At 68.8% G+C, this 18,692-nt stretch carries 20 protein-coding genes; 9 read left to right on the forward strand and 11 right to left on the reverse strand.

What is annotated here, in order from left to right; all coding sequences use genetic code 11:
* Positions 1–6 precede the first annotated feature (6 nt).
* Both ACQP06_RS31630 and ACQP06_RS31635 read left to right on the forward strand, forming a co-directional pair.
* A complete protein-coding gene (locus ACQP06_RS31630; RefSeq protein WP_433668506.1) occupies positions 7–1,035 on the forward strand; it encodes a glycoside hydrolase domain-containing protein in 1,029 nt (342 codons plus the stop codon).
* 291 nt (positions 1,036–1,326) lie between these two features.
* Complete coding sequence (locus ACQP06_RS31635) at positions 1,327–1,551, forward strand: hypothetical protein (protein WP_357092301.1); 225 nt, start codon at positions 1,327–1,329, stop codon at positions 1,549–1,551.
* 112 nt (positions 1,552–1,663) lie between these two features.
* Here ACQP06_RS31635 and rpmF read toward each other — a convergent pair whose 3' ends face one another.
* Positions 1,664–1,837: a 50S ribosomal protein L32 gene (gene rpmF / locus ACQP06_RS31640; protein ID WP_357092303.1), complete on the reverse strand. Its 174-nt coding sequence runs from the start codon at positions 1,835–1,837 to the stop codon at positions 1,664–1,666.
* On the reverse strand, positions 1,837–3,132 hold the full coding sequence (gene mrf, locus ACQP06_RS31645; RefSeq protein ID WP_433668508.1) for a ribosome hibernation factor-recruiting GTPase MRF: 1,296 nt from the start codon (positions 3,130–3,132) through the stop codon (positions 1,837–1,839). Before mrf ends, rpmF begins: the two co-directional genes overlap by 1 nt.
* Positions 3,133–3,243: 111 nt before the next feature.
* On the opposite strand from mrf, the gene rpmB reads away from it, so the two are divergent.
* From rpmB to rpsR, 4 genes are read left to right on the forward strand one after another with little or no spacing between them, the layout of a single operon-like run.
* A complete protein-coding gene (gene rpmB / locus ACQP06_RS31650; RefSeq protein ID WP_357092309.1) occupies positions 3,244–3,480 on the forward strand; it encodes a 50S ribosomal protein L28 in 237 nt (78 codons plus the stop codon).
* A gap of 10 nt (positions 3,481–3,490) precedes the next feature.
* The gene (rpmG, locus tag ACQP06_RS31655; protein ID WP_067710392.1) at positions 3,491–3,661 is read left to right on the forward strand and encodes a 50S ribosomal protein L33; all 171 of its coding nucleotides are present in this window, start codon (positions 3,491–3,493) and stop codon (positions 3,659–3,661) included.
* A gap of 1 nt (position 3,662) precedes the next feature.
* Positions 3,663–3,968: a 30S ribosomal protein S14 gene (gene rpsN, locus ACQP06_RS31660; RefSeq protein ID WP_433668510.1), complete on the forward strand. Its 306-nt coding sequence runs from the start codon at positions 3,663–3,665 to the stop codon at positions 3,966–3,968.
* 33 nt (positions 3,969–4,001) lie between these two features.
* A complete protein-coding gene (rpsR, locus tag ACQP06_RS31665; RefSeq protein WP_357092315.1) occupies positions 4,002–4,256 on the forward strand; it encodes a 30S ribosomal protein S18 in 255 nt (84 codons plus the stop codon).
* 152 nt (positions 4,257–4,408) lie between these two features.
* On the opposite strand, the gene ACQP06_RS31670 is transcribed toward rpsR, so the two are convergent.
* The gene (locus tag ACQP06_RS31670; RefSeq protein WP_357092318.1) at positions 4,409–4,969 is read right to left on the reverse strand and encodes a LysM peptidoglycan-binding domain-containing protein; all 561 of its coding nucleotides are present in this window, start codon (positions 4,967–4,969) and stop codon (positions 4,409–4,411) included.
* Positions 4,970–5,186: 217 nt separating this feature from the next.
* On the opposite strand from ACQP06_RS31670, the gene ACQP06_RS31675 reads away from it, so the two are divergent.
* Positions 5,187–5,648: a hypothetical protein gene (locus tag ACQP06_RS31675; RefSeq protein WP_433668513.1), complete on the forward strand. Its 462-nt coding sequence runs from the start codon at positions 5,187–5,189 to the stop codon at positions 5,646–5,648.
* 93 nt (positions 5,649–5,741) lie between these two features.
* Here ACQP06_RS31675 and purH read toward each other — a convergent pair whose 3' ends face one another.
* The 6 genes from purH to sucC all read right to left on the reverse strand — a co-directional run bounded on the left by purH (position 5,742) and on the right by sucC (position 13,114).
* Positions 5,742–7,316 carry a bifunctional phosphoribosylaminoimidazolecarboxamide formyltransferase/IMP cyclohydrolase gene (purH, locus tag ACQP06_RS31680; RefSeq protein ID WP_433668515.1) on the reverse strand — a complete coding sequence of 525 codons (1,575 nt, stop codon included), beginning with the start codon at positions 7,314–7,316 and terminating at the stop codon, positions 5,742–5,744.
* Complete coding sequence (gene purN / locus ACQP06_RS31685) at positions 7,313–7,948, reverse strand: phosphoribosylglycinamide formyltransferase (protein ID WP_433668517.1); 636 nt, start codon at positions 7,946–7,948, stop codon at positions 7,313–7,315. Before purN ends, purH begins: the two co-directional genes overlap by 4 nt.
* A 103-nt stretch (positions 7,949–8,051) precedes the next feature.
* Positions 8,052–9,647: a cell division protein PerM gene (locus tag ACQP06_RS31690; protein WP_433668519.1), complete on the reverse strand. Its 1,596-nt coding sequence runs from the start codon at positions 9,645–9,647 to the stop codon at positions 8,052–8,054.
* A 118-nt stretch (positions 9,648–9,765) separates the two neighbouring features.
* On the reverse strand, positions 9,766–10,776 hold the full coding sequence (locus ACQP06_RS31695) for a DUF5336 domain-containing protein (RefSeq protein ID WP_433668521.1): 1,011 nt from the start codon (positions 10,774–10,776) through the stop codon (positions 9,766–9,768).
* 242 nt (positions 10,777–11,018) lie between these two features.
* A complete protein-coding gene (gene sucD, locus ACQP06_RS31700; protein ID WP_357091330.1) occupies positions 11,019–11,933 on the reverse strand; it encodes a succinate--CoA ligase subunit alpha in 915 nt (304 codons plus the stop codon).
* Positions 11,934–11,947: 14 nt separating this feature from the next.
* Positions 11,948–13,114 carry an ADP-forming succinate--CoA ligase subunit beta gene (gene sucC / locus ACQP06_RS31705; RefSeq protein ID WP_357091328.1) on the reverse strand — a complete coding sequence of 389 codons (1,167 nt, stop codon included), beginning with the start codon at positions 13,112–13,114 and terminating at the stop codon, positions 11,948–11,950.
* 839 nt (positions 13,115–13,953) lie between these two features.
* Between sucC and ACQP06_RS31710 the strand changes: the two genes are divergently transcribed.
* Positions 13,954–14,925, forward strand: a complete 972-nt coding sequence (locus ACQP06_RS31710; RefSeq protein WP_433673490.1) for a M23 family metallopeptidase — start codon at positions 13,954–13,956, stop codon at positions 14,923–14,925.
* A 74-nt stretch (positions 14,926–14,999) separates the two neighbouring features.
* On the opposite strand, the gene pgi is transcribed toward ACQP06_RS31710, so the two are convergent.
* Entirely contained in the window at positions 15,000–16,640 is a 1,641-nt protein-coding gene (pgi, locus tag ACQP06_RS31715) for a glucose-6-phosphate isomerase (RefSeq protein WP_433668524.1), read from the reverse strand.
* A 109-nt stretch (positions 16,641–16,749) separates the two neighbouring features.
* Between pgi and ACQP06_RS31720 the strand changes: the two genes are divergently transcribed.
* Entirely contained in the window at positions 16,750–18,201 is a 1,452-nt protein-coding gene (locus ACQP06_RS31720; RefSeq protein WP_433668525.1) for an NAD-dependent succinate-semialdehyde dehydrogenase, read from the forward strand.
* 153 nt (positions 18,202–18,354) lie between these two features.
* Here ACQP06_RS31720 and ACQP06_RS31725 read toward each other — a convergent pair whose 3' ends face one another.
* A complete protein-coding gene (locus ACQP06_RS31725; protein WP_357091322.1) occupies positions 18,355–18,663 on the reverse strand; it encodes a chorismate mutase in 309 nt (102 codons plus the stop codon).
* Positions 18,664–18,692 lie beyond the last annotated feature (29 nt).

The following is an 18,692-nucleotide window of genomic DNA, read 5'->3' on the forward strand; positions in this document are numbered from 1 at the left end:
GGAGTCATGCGTTTCGGGCTGGACTACGCCGCAGGTCGGCCCGCGCCGAGTGCCATCACGGCCAACGGCTACGACTTCGTGGTTCGCTACCTGTCCGAGGGCGGCCCCTCGCTGCCGGGCAAGCTGCTCACCCCCGCCGAAGCGGATGACCTGCGCGCACACGGGATTTCCATCGTCGCCAACTGGGAGACCACCGCCGCCCGCATGCTGGACGGCTACGGCGCGGGCGTCACCGACGCGCGCGCCGCGCTGGCGCAGATGCTGCGCTGCGGCGGTCGGGCGGATCGGCCGATCTACTTCTCCGCGGATTTCGACGCCACCCCGCAGCAGCAAGTGCCGATCGACGCCTATCTGGACGGCGCGGCGAGTGTCCTCGGACGCTCGAATGTCGGTATCTACGGCGGGTATTGGCCGGTGAGCCGAGCGCTGGACGCCGGGACGGCGACCTGGGCGTGGCAGACCGTGGCCTGGTCGGGCGGGCGGGTGGATCCGCGGATCGCGATCTACCAGAACGGCGAGCAGGTGATCGTCGACGGCGTGGAATGCGATGTGAACCAAACCGACCGAATCGATTTCGGCCAGTGGGATGTGGAAACGGAGGAACCCGACTTGACACCCGAACAGGACGCGGCATTGCACGACATCCAGATCCAGCTGCGCGGACCCGGCCTCAACGGCTGGCCGCAGCTGGGCACCGATGCCCAGGGCCGCAACCGGACGGTGGTGGACGGGCTGGCGGCCGCGCTCACGCGGATCGACGAACTGCGCACCGAGATCAGCGAACTCGAAGCCACCACCGCCGAGTTGAAGGAGGAACTGGCGCGGGTGGCGGGCAAGGGACACTGGCCCTTCCCGTTCTCGCTCGTCGAGGGTCCCGCCACCGCGTTCGCCGATCAGCTGGCAAAGCTCGAGCAGTTGCTGCCGGATGTGCCGTTGCCGGGCTGGGGAACCGGACCGAACGGACATTCCGGCGATAAGGCCGCGAATGGACCAGCCTCGGCGAGTCCGGCACCGAAAGCCGTATCCGACAGTTAGATTGGGTGAATTGTCGGATTCTCTCCGTCGGGGAAGAACCCGAAACGGCCTCTGAAGTGGCGATGAGCGGGTTCTCCTGTAATCAGAAGAACCCGCCCTCAAGGCACGAGAATACCGTCACCAGGCCACGACTTCACAACTTTAGGAAGACTTTTTCGCACCCTCGCGAAAAGTCCACCCGTGACCGGGGCCTCCGCAACACCCGAGCAGATCACTGGTGGGACAGCAACTTCAAGGCTATTGTCGGGCTCGTCCGTTCTCTTGTTCCAGTTCCAGACGAAGGAGGCTCTCGTGGCCGTCAACGTGGTACTCGACAAAGCTCTCGACAAGGCCTACGAATCCAAGTCTCTCGACGACATCCTGGCCGCGCCGCCGTCGGCACTCGCCGGACTCACCGAGAAGCACGACGCCCAGCTGCTCGAGGCGCTCGGTGTGAAGACCATCGCCGAACTCGGCAAGAACAAGTACTTCCGTCTCGCCGCCACCCTGGTGGACCTGGCCGCGAAGGAGGGCTGACGGACCCCGGGGAAACCCGGACCCGCAGCAGTGGAGAGGTTCGGGGGGCCAAGCCCCCGAACCCCCACCACCCGCAGTTTCCCTGAGACTCAGCGTTTCCCGGGACCGATGGTCAGAGTTTCCCGGGATCGATCAGTCCGCGTTCGACGGCTCGCAGCAGCCTCCGCGGCACCATACGCACCACTCCCCCTACCGTGACCGGCACCAGATCCGGCGGGCTCGCCTTCCACTGCGAGCGGCGGCTGTGGGTGTTCGCGCGCGACATCCTGCGCTTCGGAACGGCCATTATCGGTTCTCCTCACCTGTTGTCGAAGTCTGATTGCGCACGCGCGCATCGTCGGGCCGGGTATCGCACGGCTCCTCGTGCTGGTCGCCGAACGGGTCGGCCCACAGCGCGACCCGCTCCGGGGCGAATCGCACCTGACGCAGTTCGTCCTCGTCCACCAGCGCCCAGTGCAGCGCGTGCCGGATCTCCTCGGGATCGGCGTCGGCGACCAGGATCACCAGGGAGGTGTGGCGGTCGCCGAAGCGCTCGTGCCAGCGCAGCGACGCCAACGCGCGGCGCTCCGGATCCACCTCGTCCAGTTCGCGGGACGTCATGGCCGCCAGCCACTTTCCCGCGCCGCCGACTCGCAGCCCACCGCCCGCCGATTCCAGCCACACCACCTCGTCGGGCTGCGTCGCCAGCCACGCCCGGCCGCGCGCGCTCACCACACCGTCCAGTAGCACGTCGATGGCCGTATGCAGTCGATCGGGATGAAAGGGCCGGTCGGTGGCGAATTCGACCAGTGCCACACCGCAATCCGGCTCCAGCGGAGGCGCACCGGCGAGCAGCGAGGCGTGCGGATCGAAGGGCGCGCCGCGGCGCGCATCGACCGGTACCCGGCGCAGCAGCCAGTTCAGATCGTCGACATCCAGCGCGGCGGGCTCGGCCACCCACCCGATCGGCGCGCGCGGGGCCAGCCTGGCCAGCACCGCGCTCGCGCGCTCACGGTCCACGAGATCGGCTCCGGAATCGAAAACCAGGAGGGCATCGGCGAATTCGGCCTGGCCGACGGCCAGCTGGGCCACGGTGCGCTCGTCCTCGACGGTGGCGTGGCCGCGCTCGTACAGCGTCTCGTCGCCGGTCGCGTCGGCCAGCCAGTCACGCGCGTCGATGCAGGTCAGCACGGAATCGATCCGCACGGAGCCGCCGGCCGGTCCATCGACGCGACCGACCACGCCGGTGACCACCACGTCATCGATGGCCTGGCACACCGCTTCCGCCTCGAAGGCCGGGTCCAGCGCGAGCACGATGCGCCGCACCGAATCCCGTTCGGCCAGCAGGCACAGGTAGGGCAGCAGATCGGCGCGCAGTGTGCAGGAGACGCAGCCGTGCGCGAGTTCCAGCACGGTGACGGTCTCGCGGCCGTCGATCCGGACGGTCCGGCGCACCACGCCCTGGCGCAGCTCGCTCAGATCGTGCCGCACCACGACGGTGCCCGGCTTCTCGCCCAGCAGGCGGGCCGCCCGTTCGACGCCGTCGGCCGCGCGTCCGGGGAGTCCCGCGAGGGCGAGCACAGGCTTGCGTTGGGACGCCACCGGTCCCCCTTTCGACAATGATTTTCAATTACCGAGGAGTGACGGTACCGTGGAATACGCTCGTTGTCGAAAACGGTTGTCATAACCATTGAACTCTGGAAGGGAGTGCTCATGTCGGCCATCTGCCAGGTCACCGGTCGCAAGCCGGGCTTCGGCAAGTCCGTATCGCACTCGCACAAGCGGACGAACCGGCGCTGGGACCCCAATATCCAGCGCAAGACCTACTACCTACCCAGCGAGGACCGGCGCATCACGCTGACCGTCTCCGCCAAGGGCATCAAGACCATCGACCGCGACGGCATCGAGGCGGTCGTCGCCCGGCTGCGCGCGAGCGGCCAGAAGATCTGAGAGGGAGAAGATGGCATCGAAGTCGACCGATATCCGGCCCGTCATCAAACTGAAGTCCACGGCCGGGACCGGCTACACCTACGTCACCCGCAAGAACCGGCGCAATGACCCGGACCGCATGGTCCTGAAGAAGTACGACCCGGTCGTCCGCAAGCACGTCGACTTCCGCGAGGACCGGTGACATGGCGAAGAAGTCCAAGATCGCCAAGAACGAGCAGCGCAAACTGATCGTGGAACGCTGGGCCGAGCGTCGCGCGGAACTGAAGGAGATCATCCGCAAACCGACCACCGACCACGCCGAACGGGTGGCCGCGCAGACCGCCTTACAGAAACTGCCGCGCGATGCCAGTCCGGTACGATTGCGCAATCGGGACGCCGCGGACGGACGCCCGCGTGGCCATCTCCGCAAGTTCGGTCTCTCGCGTGTGCGCGTTCGCGCGATGGCCCATCGAGGAGAGCTGCCCGGTGTGCACAAATCGAGCTGGTAAGCATCCACGATTCGTGAGTGAGGAACCGCTGACATGGCAGTGAAGCGAGCACCGTCGAAGAAGATGCGGGCCGAGCAAGCCCGCCGTCCGAAGAAGAACCCCCTCATCGCGGCCGGCGTCGAGACCGTCGACTACAAGGACGTGAACCTGCTCCGCACGTTCATCTCCGACCGCGGCAAGATCCGCAGCCGCCGCGTCACGGGACTGACCCCGCAGCAGCAGCGCCAGGTGGCGGTGGCCGTCAAGAACGCGCGCGAAATGGCTTTGCTGCCTTTCACGAGCCGGTAGCGCGCGACCTCCGCGGGGCGAAAGCCCAAGAGTTGAAACAACTCTCGGAACTCTCAGGGGCATTCGCCCCTGAAACCCCAACAGCGCGAACAAGGCCCCCGAGTGCATCCGCACTCGGGGGCCTCTTCACGTATGTCGTGGCGGCGCCGCGATTACGGGATGGTCAGCACCTGGCCGGGCTGAATCAGGTCCGGGTTGTCGACACCGGAGGCGTTGGCGATCTCCTGGTAGCGGTTGCCGTCGCCGTAGAAGCGCTCGGCGATGGCCCACAGGGTGTCACCCGGCTCGACGGTGTAGGTCTGGGCGGCGGGCGGCGGCGGGGGGACTTCCTCGACCGCGGCGGCCTGGGTCTGGACCGGCTCCGGAGCGGGGAGCGGGTTGTCGGTGTTGGTGCCCGACGACCACAGCGAGCCGCCGTCGGAGCCGTACAGCACGACATTGCGGTCGGCCTGCACGACCAGGCGGTCCGCGCTCTTGCCATTGGTCTCGGTGGACCAAGCGGCGCCGTCCTCCTTGTAGAGGACGAAGTTGCCGTCATCCTGCAGGGTCGCCTTCACGACGCCCTGACCGTTGGTGCCGGAAGCCCATTCGACCTTGCCGCTCGGGTCGGACAGCACCAGGTTGCCATCATCTTGCAGAGTCAGGGTGTACGCGCCGCCTTGCAGCGACTGACCACGACCGAGTTCTTCGCCAACCTTCAACGAGTCGCCCACGGTGCGTCCTTTCGGGAGGGGGGAACATGAGATAAGACGATGTCGCGGAACTGCATTCGCACATCTGGGGACGACAGTACCGACTCCGCCCCCGTCACCGCATCGTTACGCGCCGGTTCTGCGAAGATTTCGGCGTGTCTTCGCCAGAAATTCGCCGGCTGGGCTTACACGGCGCTCCGGACCGGTCGTGCGGTCGCAGGACATTAGGGTGTCAGCCATGTACGGGACACGGGCACGCCGCCTGATCGCTGCCGCCGCAGCCACTCTCATCGGGATCGGCCTCACCGCCTGCGGGAGCTCCGGCGACAGCGGCGGCACCTCCTCCAGCAGCACCGGCGCGACCACCACCGCCGCCACGCCCACCGAAGCCACGAACGGACAAATCGGACGCGAGTTCACCGCCGACCCGACCATCGTGAGCCCGCACGGCATTTCGTTCGACAGCTGGACCCGCGTCGCCCCCGACAAGATCGCGGTCAACTTCCAGACCGGCTCCCCCGAGTGCTACGGCGTGGACGCGAGCGTGAAGGAGACCTCGTCCACCGTCACCGTGGACCTGCGCTCGGGCACCCGCGCCGACGCCGTCGGCCGGATGTGCACCATGATCGCGGTCTTCGGCACCCTCGAGGTGCAGCTGAAATCGCCGCTCGGCGACCGGAAAGTATTGAGCGCCACGTAGATCCCGCGGACGCGACAGGGCCCGGACCGCGTATGCGATCCGGGCCCTGTCCCGATCTCGTGGTACCGCTACCGCGTCACCGCCGACTCGCGCTCAGTGCGCGAAGTGGCGAGATCCGGTGAGGTACAAGGTGACTCCGGCCTCACGGCACAGGTCGATGGTGTCCTTGTCGCGGATGGAACCGCCCGGGTGCACGATGGCGCGCACGCCCGCCGCCACCAGGATCTGCGGGCCGTCCGAGAACGGGAAGAACGCGTCGGACGCGGCCACCGAACCCTTGGCCCGCTCGCCGGCCCGCTCCACCGCCAGCTTGCAGGAGTCGACCCGGTTGACCTGACCCATGCCGACGCCCACGGCCGCGCCGTCATCGGCCAGCAGGATGGCGTTGGACTTCACGGCACGGCAAGCGCGCCAAGCGAATTCGAGGTCACGCAGGGTGGCCTCGTCGGCCGCCTCGCCCGCCGCGAGGGTCCAGTTGGCGGCGCTGTCACCCTCGGCGTCGAGGATGTCGCGGTCCTGCAGCAGCGCACCGCCGCTGACCGGACGCAGCTCCGCGCCCTTGCGCTGGGCCGGATCGGCCACCAGCACGCGCACGTTCTTCTTGCGCGCCAGCACCTCCACCGCGCCGTCGGCGTAGGACGGGGCCACCACGACCTCGGTGAAGATCTCGGCGACCTGCTCGGCCATCTCGACCGAGACCTCACGGTTGGCCGCGATCACGCCGCCGTACGCGGAGACCGGGTCGGTGGCGTGCGCCTTGCGGTGCGCCTCGGCGATATCCGCGCCGACCGCGATGCCGCACGGGTTGGCGTGCTTGATGACCGCCACGGCCGGGGCGTCGAAGTCGTAGGCGGCGCGCCAGGCGGCGTCCGCGTCGGTGTAGTTGTTGTACGACATCTCCTTGCCGTGCAACTGCCGCGCCTGCGCCAGCCCGCGCGGGCCGCCCTGGCTGGTGTACAGCGCGGCCGCCTGATGCGGGTTCTCACCGTAGCGCAGCACGTCCTCGCGCTGCCAGGTGCCGCCGATCCACTCCGGGAACTGCTGCGCGGCAGCGGATTCCGGCGCTACGGCCGGAACCGCCACACCGGTCATCCAGCTCGCGACGGCCACGTCGTAGGTGGCGGTGTGCTGGAAAGCCTTGGCGGCCAGGGCGGTCCGCTCGGCGAGGGTGAAACCACCCTGCGCCACGGCGGCGATCACCTCGGCGTAGTCACCGGTGTTGACGACCACCGCGACCGACGGGTGGTTCTTCGCGGCGGCGCGCACCATGGACGGACCGCCGATGTCGATCTGCTCCACGCACTCGTCGACGCTCGCGCCCGAGGCCACGGTCTGGGTGAACGGGTACAGGTTCACCACGACGAGCTGGAAGGCCTCGACACCGAGCTCGACCAGCTGGTCGACGTGCTCTTCCTTGCGGGTGTCGGCCAGGATGCCGGCGTGCACGCGGGGGTGCAGCGTCTTGACCCGGCCGTCCAGGGTCTCCGGGAAACCGGTCAGGTCTTCGACTTTGGTGACCGGAATGCCGGCGTCGGCGATCTTGCCGGCGGTCGAACCGGTGGAGACCAGCTCCACGCCCGCCTGGTGAAGACCCGTGGCCAGTTCGATCAGCCCAGTCTTGTCGTAGACGCTTACGAGGGCCCGCTTGATCGGCTTGCGTTCACTCACCGGAGAACTCGCTCATCTGGGATAACTGCCTTTCGTCCATCGGAGACAATGCCTCGGGTAGCGACGGCGGCGACGGTCTCCGCCAGCAGCCGGCGCTCCACGACCTTGATGCGCTCGTGCAGGGTCGCCTCGTCGTCATCGGGCAGCACGGTGACCGCCTCCTGCGCCAGGATCGGCCCGGTGTCGATGCCCGAATCGACCAGGTGCACGGTCGAACCGGTCACCCGCACGCCGTAGGCGAGCGCGTCCCGCACCCCGTGCGCACCCGGGAACGCGGGCAGCAGCGCGGGATGGGTATTGATGATGCGACCGCCGAAACGGTCCATGAAAGCCGGGCCCAGGATCTTCATGAAGCCCGCCGACACCACCAGATCGGGCGCGAAGGCCGCCACGATCTCGGTCAGCGCCCGATCCCATTCGGCGCGATCGGCGAACTCGCCCAGCGCGACCTTGAACGAGGAGACGTCGAACGCCTCGGCGTGCTCCAGGGCGGCACAGTCGCGATCCACGCCCACGGCGACCACCTGCGCCGGGTAGCCCGGCTGCCGGGTCGCTTCCAGCAGGGAACGCAGCAGGGATCCGGTGCCGGAGGCGAGCACCACGACGGACGCGGGTGCGGTCGGCGGCAACATCGGGGCGGGCGTGGACGTCAGCGCACTACTCCCTGTCGATCGGGGCGGGGAAGGGACAGCGGGAAGCTATCCGCCGACCAACAGCCTAACGACCGTGCACCGGCTACTTGTCCGGCAGGTCTCCCTCTACCACTTCCGCGTCGACGATGTCGGGGTTGTCGGCGGATTTCACACCGCCGCCGGGCCCGTCGTCGTCCTGGTCGTCGACCAGTTCGCCGTCCAGGGCGCCGTCGAGATCCTCGTCGTCGTACCAGCCGCTCTCGGTGTGGCGGCCGGCGGCGGACGCGGCGGCGGGGGCGTCCTCGCCGAGCTCGTCGTCGTAGTCGTCGTACTCGTCGTCGTAGTCGTCGTCGGCGTACTCGCCTTCGGCGTAGTCGTCCTCGTACTCGTCGTCCGCGTACTCGTAGCCGTCGTCCGCGTAGTCGTCGTACTCGCCGTCCGCGTATTCGTCGTTCGCGACAGCGGGCGCCGCGGCCGGGCCGCCGAACCAGCGCGCACCGAGCAGGCCCACGTATCCCGCGACCGCGAACCACACGAACACCAGCACCGCGCTCAGCGCGGTCGGGCCGATCCGGCCGAAGGTCCCGAGCTCGCCACCGGCCAGCGCGCCCAGCAGTGCCATGGCCACGGCCGCGACCCCGGCGGCGGTCAATGTCGCCCAGGGCGCGCTCGCCCGATCCCGGGAGGTGCGCCCGCATTCCAGCCCCGACAGCACACCGATCGCCGCGGGCGCCAGCAAGAGCACCAGCCACCACAGCGCCACCGGACCCGACGGCACCGCGGCCGCCACCGGCACCGCGGGCACCGGCGCGCCGTCGATCGCGAACAGGCTCAACGATCCCGGGCCGATCCGGACCTGCCCGCCGACCAGCAGGCTCACCCCGTCGACCGCGAAATTCGGCAGGTAGGCCAGCGACAGCAGCGTCAAACCCACTGCGCCGGAGACGGTTCCGGCGGCCGCGTGATAGGTGTCGCCGATCCGGGACCAGTGCGCCAGGAACGACACCAAGGTCAGTACCGCTGCGGCGGCCAGCAGCCGGCCCGCGGCCAGCGCACCCGCCCGGGCGCCGGGAACCACCCAGTCCGGCAGCGGAATCGGCAGCAGCTCCGCGAACTCGCGCCAGCGGCGCGACCCGATACCGGCCATGGCAGCCAGCAGGTTCAGCCAGGCCACCCAGGCGAACGCGGCCAGGGTGTCCGGCGGCTGCAGCGGCACCAGGGCCGCCGCGTCCTCGGCCACCGCCAGGCAGACCGCGGTGATCAGCAGCGGACCGCCCACGGCCGCGCCCAGCACCCAGCCCAGATCACGGATCTCACAGTCGGAGTCGGCGGCCTGGGCGCTGTCGCGGGCCACCAGCCACAGCATCAAGAGGGTCGGCAGCAGCGGCCACAGGCCGATCCCGGTCTTGCCGATGACCAGCGGAACCTGATGCACCGCAAGCCAGCTCGCGGCGATCACCCCGGACGAGCCGCCCATGCCGCCGCCCGCCGCGAACAGCGCCGCGTACACCAGGATGAAGATGATCAGCAGCGTGATGGCCGACGCCCGCGCCGCCACCAGCATCAGGACCCGCGCGAATTCCGGGGTGAGCGAACCGAATCCCCCGCCGTCGCCCCCGCCCCGCTGCGCCGGCGGCCGCCGCGGCGCCCGCAGATCGGGGTCGCTCAGGCGAGCCAGGGCAGTTCTCGGGGCACTCATGGACAACCAGCGTGGCAGCATCTCGGAAACCGTAGGGTCAGGCGCGCCGGGAAGCGGCGCGCGGGCAAAGAGAACGGCCCCCGGTCGGATACCGGAGGCCGCACCTTTGACGCGGAAACTACTTGTCGTCCTGGCCCGGACGGAAGGCGCGGGTGGCGTCCGCGGCCGGATCCGCCGCCTGCTCGCCACCGAACGGCTGCGCCGGGCGCTGCTGCTGCTGACCGCCGAAGTGCTGGGTCGCGTCCGCGCTGCCCGCGGGCTGCTGCGGCGCGCCGTAGGACGGCTGCTGGCCGAAGGACTGCTGCGGCTGCTGACCGTACCCGGGCTGCTGCTGACCGTAGGTCGGCTGCGAACCGGTGCCGTAGCCCGCGGGCTGCTGACCGTACCCGGCCTGCTGGCCGTACGACGGCTGCTGTCCGTAGGCGGGCTGGGCGGGCTGGCCGAACGACTGCTGCGGCTGCTGGCCGTAGCCACCCTGCTGGCCGAACGACGGCTGCTGGTAGGACTGCGGACCGGTCTGGCTGAACGGCTGCTGCGGCTGCTGACCGAAACCACCCTGCGGCGCGGCCGGTTTCGGCTCCGGCGCCTTCACGATCCCGGCCTCGAACAGCAGCGCCAGCACCGCCACCACGGCCTGCACGAACGACAGGAACAGGATCACCCAGCCGCCCCACTTCAGCGTCATGCTGTCGCCGAGGTTGAAGGAGCCGAACAGGATTCCCAGGAACGCGCCCAGCGAGGCCGCGGCCACCACGCCGGTGTTGCCGGTCTGCTTGGGCAGCAGGGACAGCCCGGCCACCAGGCCCGCGATCAGCAGGATCGTCACCAGCGCCGCGGAGCCCGCGCTCTCGAACAGGCTGAACGTGGTGTCACCGCCGACGCGGGTGTTGCCGATCTCGACGGCCTTGGTGCCGACGTAGGGCGCGAAGCCCAGCAGGAAGTTGAGGACGCCGAGCGCGGCGACGCCGACGGTCAGGAAGAAGGGCAGGCCCTTGCCCGCGCCGGGCGTGCCGCCCGCGACAGGCGCTGCACCCGAACCGGCCGCGGGAGCGCCCGCGCCGAATCCGGATCCGGAGGAAGGCGTCGGCTGGGGCGCGTTGTATCCCGAGCCCCCGGTCGGGTAAGCCATGTCGTCGTCTCCTATCGAGTCGTTCACGAACCTCCACCGACGCTACTGCACGCAGCGGCCGGTGGCAGCATCTACCACCACCCGTGCCAGTACCGCAATAGCCGATTCAGCGGGGTACCCGACCGCTGTACCCGCCCCGGCCCGCGCCCAAACGCCCGGCGGACGGGGTATTGCTCACACCCCCGTGAATCACGAAGGCCGCCTGTCGAATTCGACAGGCGGCCTTCGTCGGAAGCGAACCATCAGGCGCTGATGGAAGCCTTCTCCAGGATCTCGCGCGCGAGGGCGGCGGTCTCGGACGGGGTCTTGCCGACCTTCACGCCCGCGGCCTCGAGGGCGTCCTTCTTGGCCTGGGCGGTACCGGCGGAGCCGGAGACGATGGCGCCGGCGTGGCCCATGGTCTTGCCCTCGGGGGCGGTGAAGCCCGCGACGTAGCCGACGACCGGCTTGGTGACGTTGGCCTGGATGTAGGCCGCGGCCCGCTCCTCGGCGTCGCCGCCGATCTCGCCGATCATGACGATGAGCTTGGTCTCCGGGTCCTTCTCGAACGCCTCGATGGCGTCGATGTGGGTGGTGCCGATGACCGGGTCGCCGCCGATGCCGATGGCGGTGGAGAAACCGAAGTCCCGCAGCTCGTACATCATCTGGTAGGTCAGGGTGCCCGACTTGGAGACCAGGCCGATCGGGCCCTTGCCCGCGATGTTGGCCGGGGTGATGCCGACCAGCGACTCACCCGGGGTGATGATGCCGGGGCAGTTCGGGCCGATGATGCGGGTCTTCTCACCCTTCTCCACGTTGTAGGCCCACGCGTACGCGGTGTCCTGCACCGGGATGCCCTCGGTGATGACCACGAGCAGCGGGATCTCCGCGTCGATGGCCTCGATGATGGCGTCCTTCGAGAAGGCCGGGGGAACGAACGCGATGGAGGTGTCGGCGCCGGTCTTCTCCATGGCCTCGGCCACGGAAGCGAACACGGGGAGCTCGACGGTGTTGCCGTCCTTGTCCACGTGCGACACGGTGGTGCCGGCCTTGCGGGCGTTGACACCGCCGACCACGTTGGTGCCCGCCTTCAGCATCAGAGCGGTGTGCTTGGTGCCCTCACCGCCGGTGATGCCCTGGACGATGACCTTGTTGTCCTTGTTCAGGAAGATAGACATGTGGGTTCGTGTCCTTACTTGGCGGCGGCCAGTTCGGCGGCCTTGTCGGCGCCTTCGTCCATGGTCTGAGCGAGAGTCACCAGCGGGTGGTTGAAGTCGGCGAGGATCTTGCGACCCTCCTCGACCTTGTTGCCGTCGAGGCGCACGACCAGCGGCTTGTTGGCCTCGTCGCCCAGGGTGTTGAGGGCGCCGACGATGCCGTTCGCGACCGCGTCACAGGCGGTGATGCCACCGAAGACGTTCACGAACACGGACTTGACCTGGGCGTCACCCAGGATGACATCGAGGCCGGCGGCCATGACGGCAGCCGAGGCGCCGCCACCGATGTCGAGGAAGTTGGCCGGCTTCACGCCGCCGTGGTTCTCACCGGCGTACGCGACGACGTCGAGGGTCGACATGACCAGACCCGCGCCGTTGCCGATGATGCCGACCTCACCGTCGAGCTTGACGTAGTTGAGGTCGTTCTCCTTGGCCTTGAGCTCCAGCGGATCGGTGGCGTCGATGTCCGCGAACTCGGCGTGGTCGGCGTGGCGGAACTCGGCGTTCTCGTCCAGGGTGACCTTGCCGTCGAGGGCCAGGATCTCGTCGTTGGGGGTGCGCACCAGCGGGTTGACCTCGACCAGGGTGGCGTCTTCCTTGATGAAGACTTCCCACAGCTTCTGGATGGTGACCGCCGCGGCATCCAGGATGTCGGCCGGCAGGTGGCCCTGCTCGGCAATGCTGCGCGCGAAGGCCAGGTCCACGCCCTTGACCGCGTCGACCGGCACCTTGGCCAGACGATCCGGCTTGGTGGCGGCGACCTCTTCGATCTCCATGCCGCCCTCGACCGAGCACATGGCCAGGTAGGTGCGGTTGGAGCGGTCCAGCAGGAAGGAGATGTAGTACTCCGCCGCGATGTCCTTGGCCTCGGCGACCAGGACCTTCTTGGTGATGTGGCCCTTGATGTCCAGACCCAGGATGTTGGTCGCGTGGGTGAAGGCGTCGTCCGGGGTGGCGGCGTACTTCACGCCACCGGCCTTGCCGCGGCCACCGACTTTGACCTGCGACTTGATCATCACCGGCTTGCCGATTTCCTCGGCGATCGCACGTGCGTCCTCGGCCGAGTCCGTGACGCGGCCCTCCGACGAAGGCACTCCGTGCTTCACGAAGAGTTCCTTCGCCTGATATTCGAAGAGATCCATGTACTCACCGTCTCGTCTGCGTTGTTGTGACAACGTCTTGGTTGGCGGCCCGTCGTCGGAGGCGGGTCGGATCGGACTCTAATCAGTCACATGGAGCGGAAATCAGCCGCATACAGCCTAAGTGGCGCAGGTCACGGGATTGTCTCCGGGAGCGGAAAACCCCTCGTCAATGCTACTGACGGGTAGCTTGTTGACCCGGTGCCAGGTGGAGCCCGCGAATCCCGGAGAGTGACACTGGCTACTACGTGGCGTAGTTGAAGAACCTCACGCGGTTACCCAGGGCACAGTGAGCACATTCCGGATGAATGAGTGATGAATGTCACAGCAGTGTGTCGAACCAGTCCCATCGCTTGCTGAGCCGCAATCGTTTCGTTACCGTCGTTGCGGTCGATGTCACAACCCGGTCACGGACAGGAGGACGGCAGGCTTTGAGCGACAGCTCGTTCCCTTCGCAGCACCGGCCCCGCCGCGGCCACCGCTATCGCGAGGACGCGGATCATCCCGGCGGCGCAACGGCATTCGATTCTCCCGTCAGTACCCACAGCGCGGTCGCCCACGGCGAGTGGGACGCGACCCAGGCCTGGAACGGCGGCGCCCAGTGGGAGCAGTCCGCCCAGCCGTGGGAGCAGCCCGCGCAGCAGTGGAACCAGCAGGCCCAGTGGGATCCGCAGGCGCAGTGGCAGTCCGACGCCGACTGGAACGGCGACACGCAGTGGGGTGGTGAGCCCCAGCAGCAGTGGGACCCCCAACAGCAGTGGGACGACGCCCCGCAGTGGCAGCAGGCCGAATCCGACGACTGGCAGGCCGAGCCGAACTGGGACTACAACGCCCAGACCACGGTGAACGGCTGGGCCGCACCGAATCCCACCGATTGGGCGCCGCAGTCGCGGACCAACTGGGATCCGACCGCGGACCCGACCCCCTCCGACAACTACCGACCGGTCTACACCTTCAAGACCGCGTCCGGTGAGAAGCTCCAGTTCTCCGGCGACGGCGCCCGCGTCGATCACGGTGCCTTCGACGACTATTCGGGCGAGGACGAGCGTCCCACCCGGTCCGGCGGCAAGCGCCGCGCCGGCGGCTCGCATCGCCTACCCGCCCCGCCCGCCGCGCTCAAGGGTCGCGCCGCGGTGGTGGCGGTCGCGGCCGGCGCCGTCGTGGCCGCGGGTCAGGCCACCATCGAGTCGTCGGCCAACAGCGACACCAGCAATGTCGACTACCAGGCCGCCTCGCAGGTCAAGGAGGTCGCCGCGACCTCCGTGGTCGGCGGTTCCGACACCACCGCGGGCTCCCCGCAGGTGCTGAACCCGAACGCGCCCGCGAACCTGGACCAGTTCAACGACATTCTGGCCAAGGGCAAGCAGTTCGCCGCCGACATGGCCAACCAGGAGGCCTCGAAGTACCGGCCGCTGTGGACCAAATTCACCGCCGCGGGCACCTTCACCTCCGGCTACGGCATCCGCTGGGGCGTCGCCCACCAGGGTGTGGACATCGCCGCCCCGATCGGCACCGCGATCTACGCGGTCGCCGACGGCACTGTGCTCGAGGCCGGTCCCGCTTCGGGATTCGGCATGTGGGTCCGGCTGCTGCACGACGACGGCACGGTCACCATCTACGGCCACATCGACACCGCGACCGTCTCCCAGGGCCAGCGCGTGCTCGCGGGCGACCAGATCGCCACGGTCGGCAACCGCGGGTTCTCCACCGGCCCGCACTGCCACTTCGAGGTCTGGCTCAACGGTGTCGACAAGATCGACCCGCTGCCCTGGCTGGCCTCCCGCGGCATCTCCCTGGGCCCCGAGCGGGACTGACAGGCCCCCGAAACAGCGAAAAGGCGCGTCCCGCGGGACGCGCCTTTTCTCGTATCTCGCCGGGTTGCCCCGGGTCAGTGCCGATTCGCGCGGTACCAGCCGATCAGCGCGTCGGTGGAGGAGTCCGCCTGCGGCTGTGGATCTTCCGCGGCGCTGAGCAACGGCGCCAGCGCCAGCGCCTGCTGCTTGCCGAGCTCCACGCCCCACTGGTCGAAGCTGTCGATGCCCCAGATCGCGCCCTCGGTGAAGACCTGGTGCTCGTACAGGGCGATGAGCTGCCCGAGTACCGACGGGGTCAGCCGGGGCGCGAGAATGGCCGTGGAGGGCCGGTTTCCGGGCATCACCTTGTGCGGCACCAGGTTCGGGGCGGTGCCCTCGGCGGCGATCTCCTCGGCGGTCTTGCCGAAGGCCAGCACCTTGGTCTGGGCGAAGAGGTTGCTCATCAGGATGTCGTGCATGCTGCCCGTGCCGTCCATGGTGGGCAGATCGTCGGTGGGACGGGCGAATCCGATGAAATCGGCGGGCACCAGCCGGGTGCCCTGGTGCAGCAGCTGGTAGAAGGCGTGCTGGCCGTTGGTGCCGGGCTCGCCCCAGAAGATCTCGCCGGTGGAGGTGGTGACCGGGGAGCCGTCGGCGCGCACCGACTTGCCGTTGGACTCCATGGTCAGCTGCTGCAGGTAGGCCGGGAAGCGGGCCAGGTCGTTGGAGTACGGCAGCACCGCGCGGGACTGGGCGCCGAAGAAGTTCGAGTACCAGACGCCGAGCAGGCCGAGCAGGACCGGCGCGTTCTCGGCCAGGGGCGCGTTCCTGAAATGCTCGTCCACGGTGTGCATTCCGGCCAGGAATTCGGCGAAGCGCTCCTTGCCGACGACCGCCATGACCGACAGGCCGATGGCCGAGTCCACCGAGTAGCGGCCGCCGACCCAGTCCCAGAACCCGAACATATTGGCGGTGTCGATCCCGAAGTCGGACACCCGCTGCGCGTGCGTGGACACCGCCACGAAGTGCTTGGCGACCGCGTCCTCGCCGAGCGCCGCCACCAGCCAGCGCCGGGCCGCGGTGGCATTGGTGAGCGTCTCCAGGGTGGAGAAGGTCTTGGAGGCGACGATGAACAGCGTGGTGGCCGGGTCCAGGCCGTCGAGCTTCGAAACCAGGTCTGCCGGATCGACATTCGAGACGAAGCGGGCGGCGATGCCGGCGTCGGCGTAGTGCCGCAGCGCCAGGTACACCATGGCCGGGCCCAGGTCGGAGCCGCCGATGCCGATGTTCACCACGGTGGTGATGCGTTCGCCGGTCGCGCCGCGCCACTGCCCCGAGCGGACGGCGTCGGTGAACGCGCCCATCCGCTCCAGCACGTCCTGCACCTCGGGGACGACGTCCTCGCCGTCCATGTCGATGTGGCCGCCCGCGGGGACCCGCAGCGCGACGTGCCCGACCGCGCGGTCCTCGGAGGTGTTGATCCGCTCCCCCGCGAACATGGCGTCGCGGCGGCGTTCCACCTCCGCGGTCTCCGCCAATTCGACCAGCAGGTCCAGGGTTTCGCGGGTGACGCGGTGCTTCGAGTAGTCGATGTGCAGGTCACCCACCCGCACGATCAGCTCCCGTCCGCGCTCGGGATCCTCGGCGAAGAACTCACGAAGATGCCGCGAAGCCAGGGAGGAGTGGTGATCGTGCAGTTTCCGCCAGACCGCCGACGCGGTGATGTCGCTGCTCACGATCGCCGAGGTTACAACCTCAGTGTTACGACTCGCAGGTAACAAGCGGTATCGGCGGGGTTCGCCCAGCGCAGAGTGAAATTCGGGGGCGAGGCATAGGCTGGCGGACATGGTGTCTGAGACTGAGCTTCTTTCGTCCGTACCCACCCGGCTCTGGATCGGCGGGCCGGTGGAGGCCACCGGCGGCGCGACCTTCCCCGTCCACAATCCGGCGACCGGCGAGGTCATCGCGCGGGTCGCCGACGCGACTCCCGAGGACGCCGTGCGAGCGCTCGACGCGGCGGCCGCGGTACAGGCCGAGTGGGCCGCGACCCCGGCCCGCGAGCGCGGGGAGATCCTGCGCGCGGTCTTCGAGGCGATCACCGCGCGGGCCGACGAGTTCGCGCTGCTGATGACCCTGGAAATGGGTAAAGCGCTGCCGGAGAGCCGCAATGAGGTGCGCTACGGCGCCGAGTTCTTCCGCTGGTTCTCCGAGGAGGCGGTCCGCGTGCACGGCCGCTATCAGGCGGCCCCGGGTGGCACCGGCCGAATCCTGGTGCACAAGCAGCCCGTCGGGCCCTGCCTGGCCATCACGCCGTGGAACTTCCCGCTGGCCATGGGAACTCGCAAGATCGGCCCGGCGCTGGCGGCGGGCTGCACCATGATCGTGAAGCCGGCGGGCGAGACCCCGCTGACCATGCTGCTGCTGGCCCAGCTGTGCAGCGAGGCCGGGCTGCCGGACGGCGTGCTGTCGGTGATCACCACCTCGCGGTCGAGCGCGGTCACCGCTCCCCTGCTGAACGACCCGCGCCTGCGCAAGCTGACCTTCACCGGATCCACCCCGGTCGGCAAGAAGCTGGTCGAGCAGTCCGCGCACGGCCTGCTGCGCACCTCCATGGAGCTGGGCGGCAATGCCCCGTTCGTGGTCTTCGACGACGCCGACCTGGACGCGGCCGTGCAGGGCGCGGTGCTGGCCAAGCTGCGCAACGGCGGTGAGGCGTGCACCGCGGCCAACCGTTTCCACGTCCAGAATTCGGTTCGCCAGGAATTCACCGACAAGCTGGTGGCGGCCATGGCCGAATACCGGCTGGGCAATGGCGTGGACCCGGACACCACCCTGGGCCCGCTGATCAACGAGAACCAGCTCGACACCGTGAGCGATCTGGTGGACGACGCGGTGTCGGCGGGCGCGCAGGTGAGGCTGGGCGGCAAGGCCCCGGGCGGGGCGGGCTGGTTCTACCCGGCCACCGTGCTCACCGACATCCCGTCCCAGGCCCGCATCCTGCGGGAGGAGGTGTTCGGCCCGGTCGCCCCGATCGTCGGATTCGACACCGAGGCCGAGGGCCTGGCGGCGGCGAACAACACCGAATTCGGCCTGGTCGCATACGTTTACACCCGCAGTCTGGACCGGGCGCTGCGGGTCGCCGAGGGCCTGGAGACCGGCATGGTCGGGGTCAACCGCGGCGTCATCTCCGACCCGGCCGCGCCCTTCGGCGGCGTGAAGGAATCCGGCTTCGGCCGGGAGGGCGGCTACGAGGGCATCGAGGAGTACCTCGACACCAAGTACATCGCCCTGCCCTAGGAAGACGAAGAACCGCCCCGGGGTCGAGACACCCGGGGCGGCCTGGGGATGCTGCATCCGTGGCTCCGCATGCAGCGTGGCTTGGTGTGGTGGCCGCGCGGAACGGCACCGCTCGTTGTATCGGATCGAGCGGTGCTCGTCGTTAACGGTGAATCAGTGGCCTAGCCGGCCGCGACCCAGACGCAGCAGGAGCATGGCGAGGGTGTGCCCCTCCTGGCCCAGCTCGCTGAATCGCTCGAGTACCTTCATCTCACGGGAGTGGACGAGCTTGGGCCCGCCGTTCGCCATTCTGGTCCGTCCGATGATGCGCGAGACCTCGGTGCGGCGCTTGATGGCCGCGAGGATCTCGGCGTCCAGCTTGTCGATCTCCAGGCGCAGCTTTTCGATCTCCGCTTCGGAGGGCAGCGGGGCGGAGTCCGAGCCGGTGGCAGACTCGGAATGTCCCGTCGTCGAGATGCTCATACTTTCAACTCCTCGTGGTCCAGAACGTG

This window comes from Nocardia sp. CA-136227 (assembly GCF_050955695.1).
Lineage (GTDB): Bacteria > Actinomycetota > Actinomycetes > Mycobacteriales > Mycobacteriaceae > Nocardia.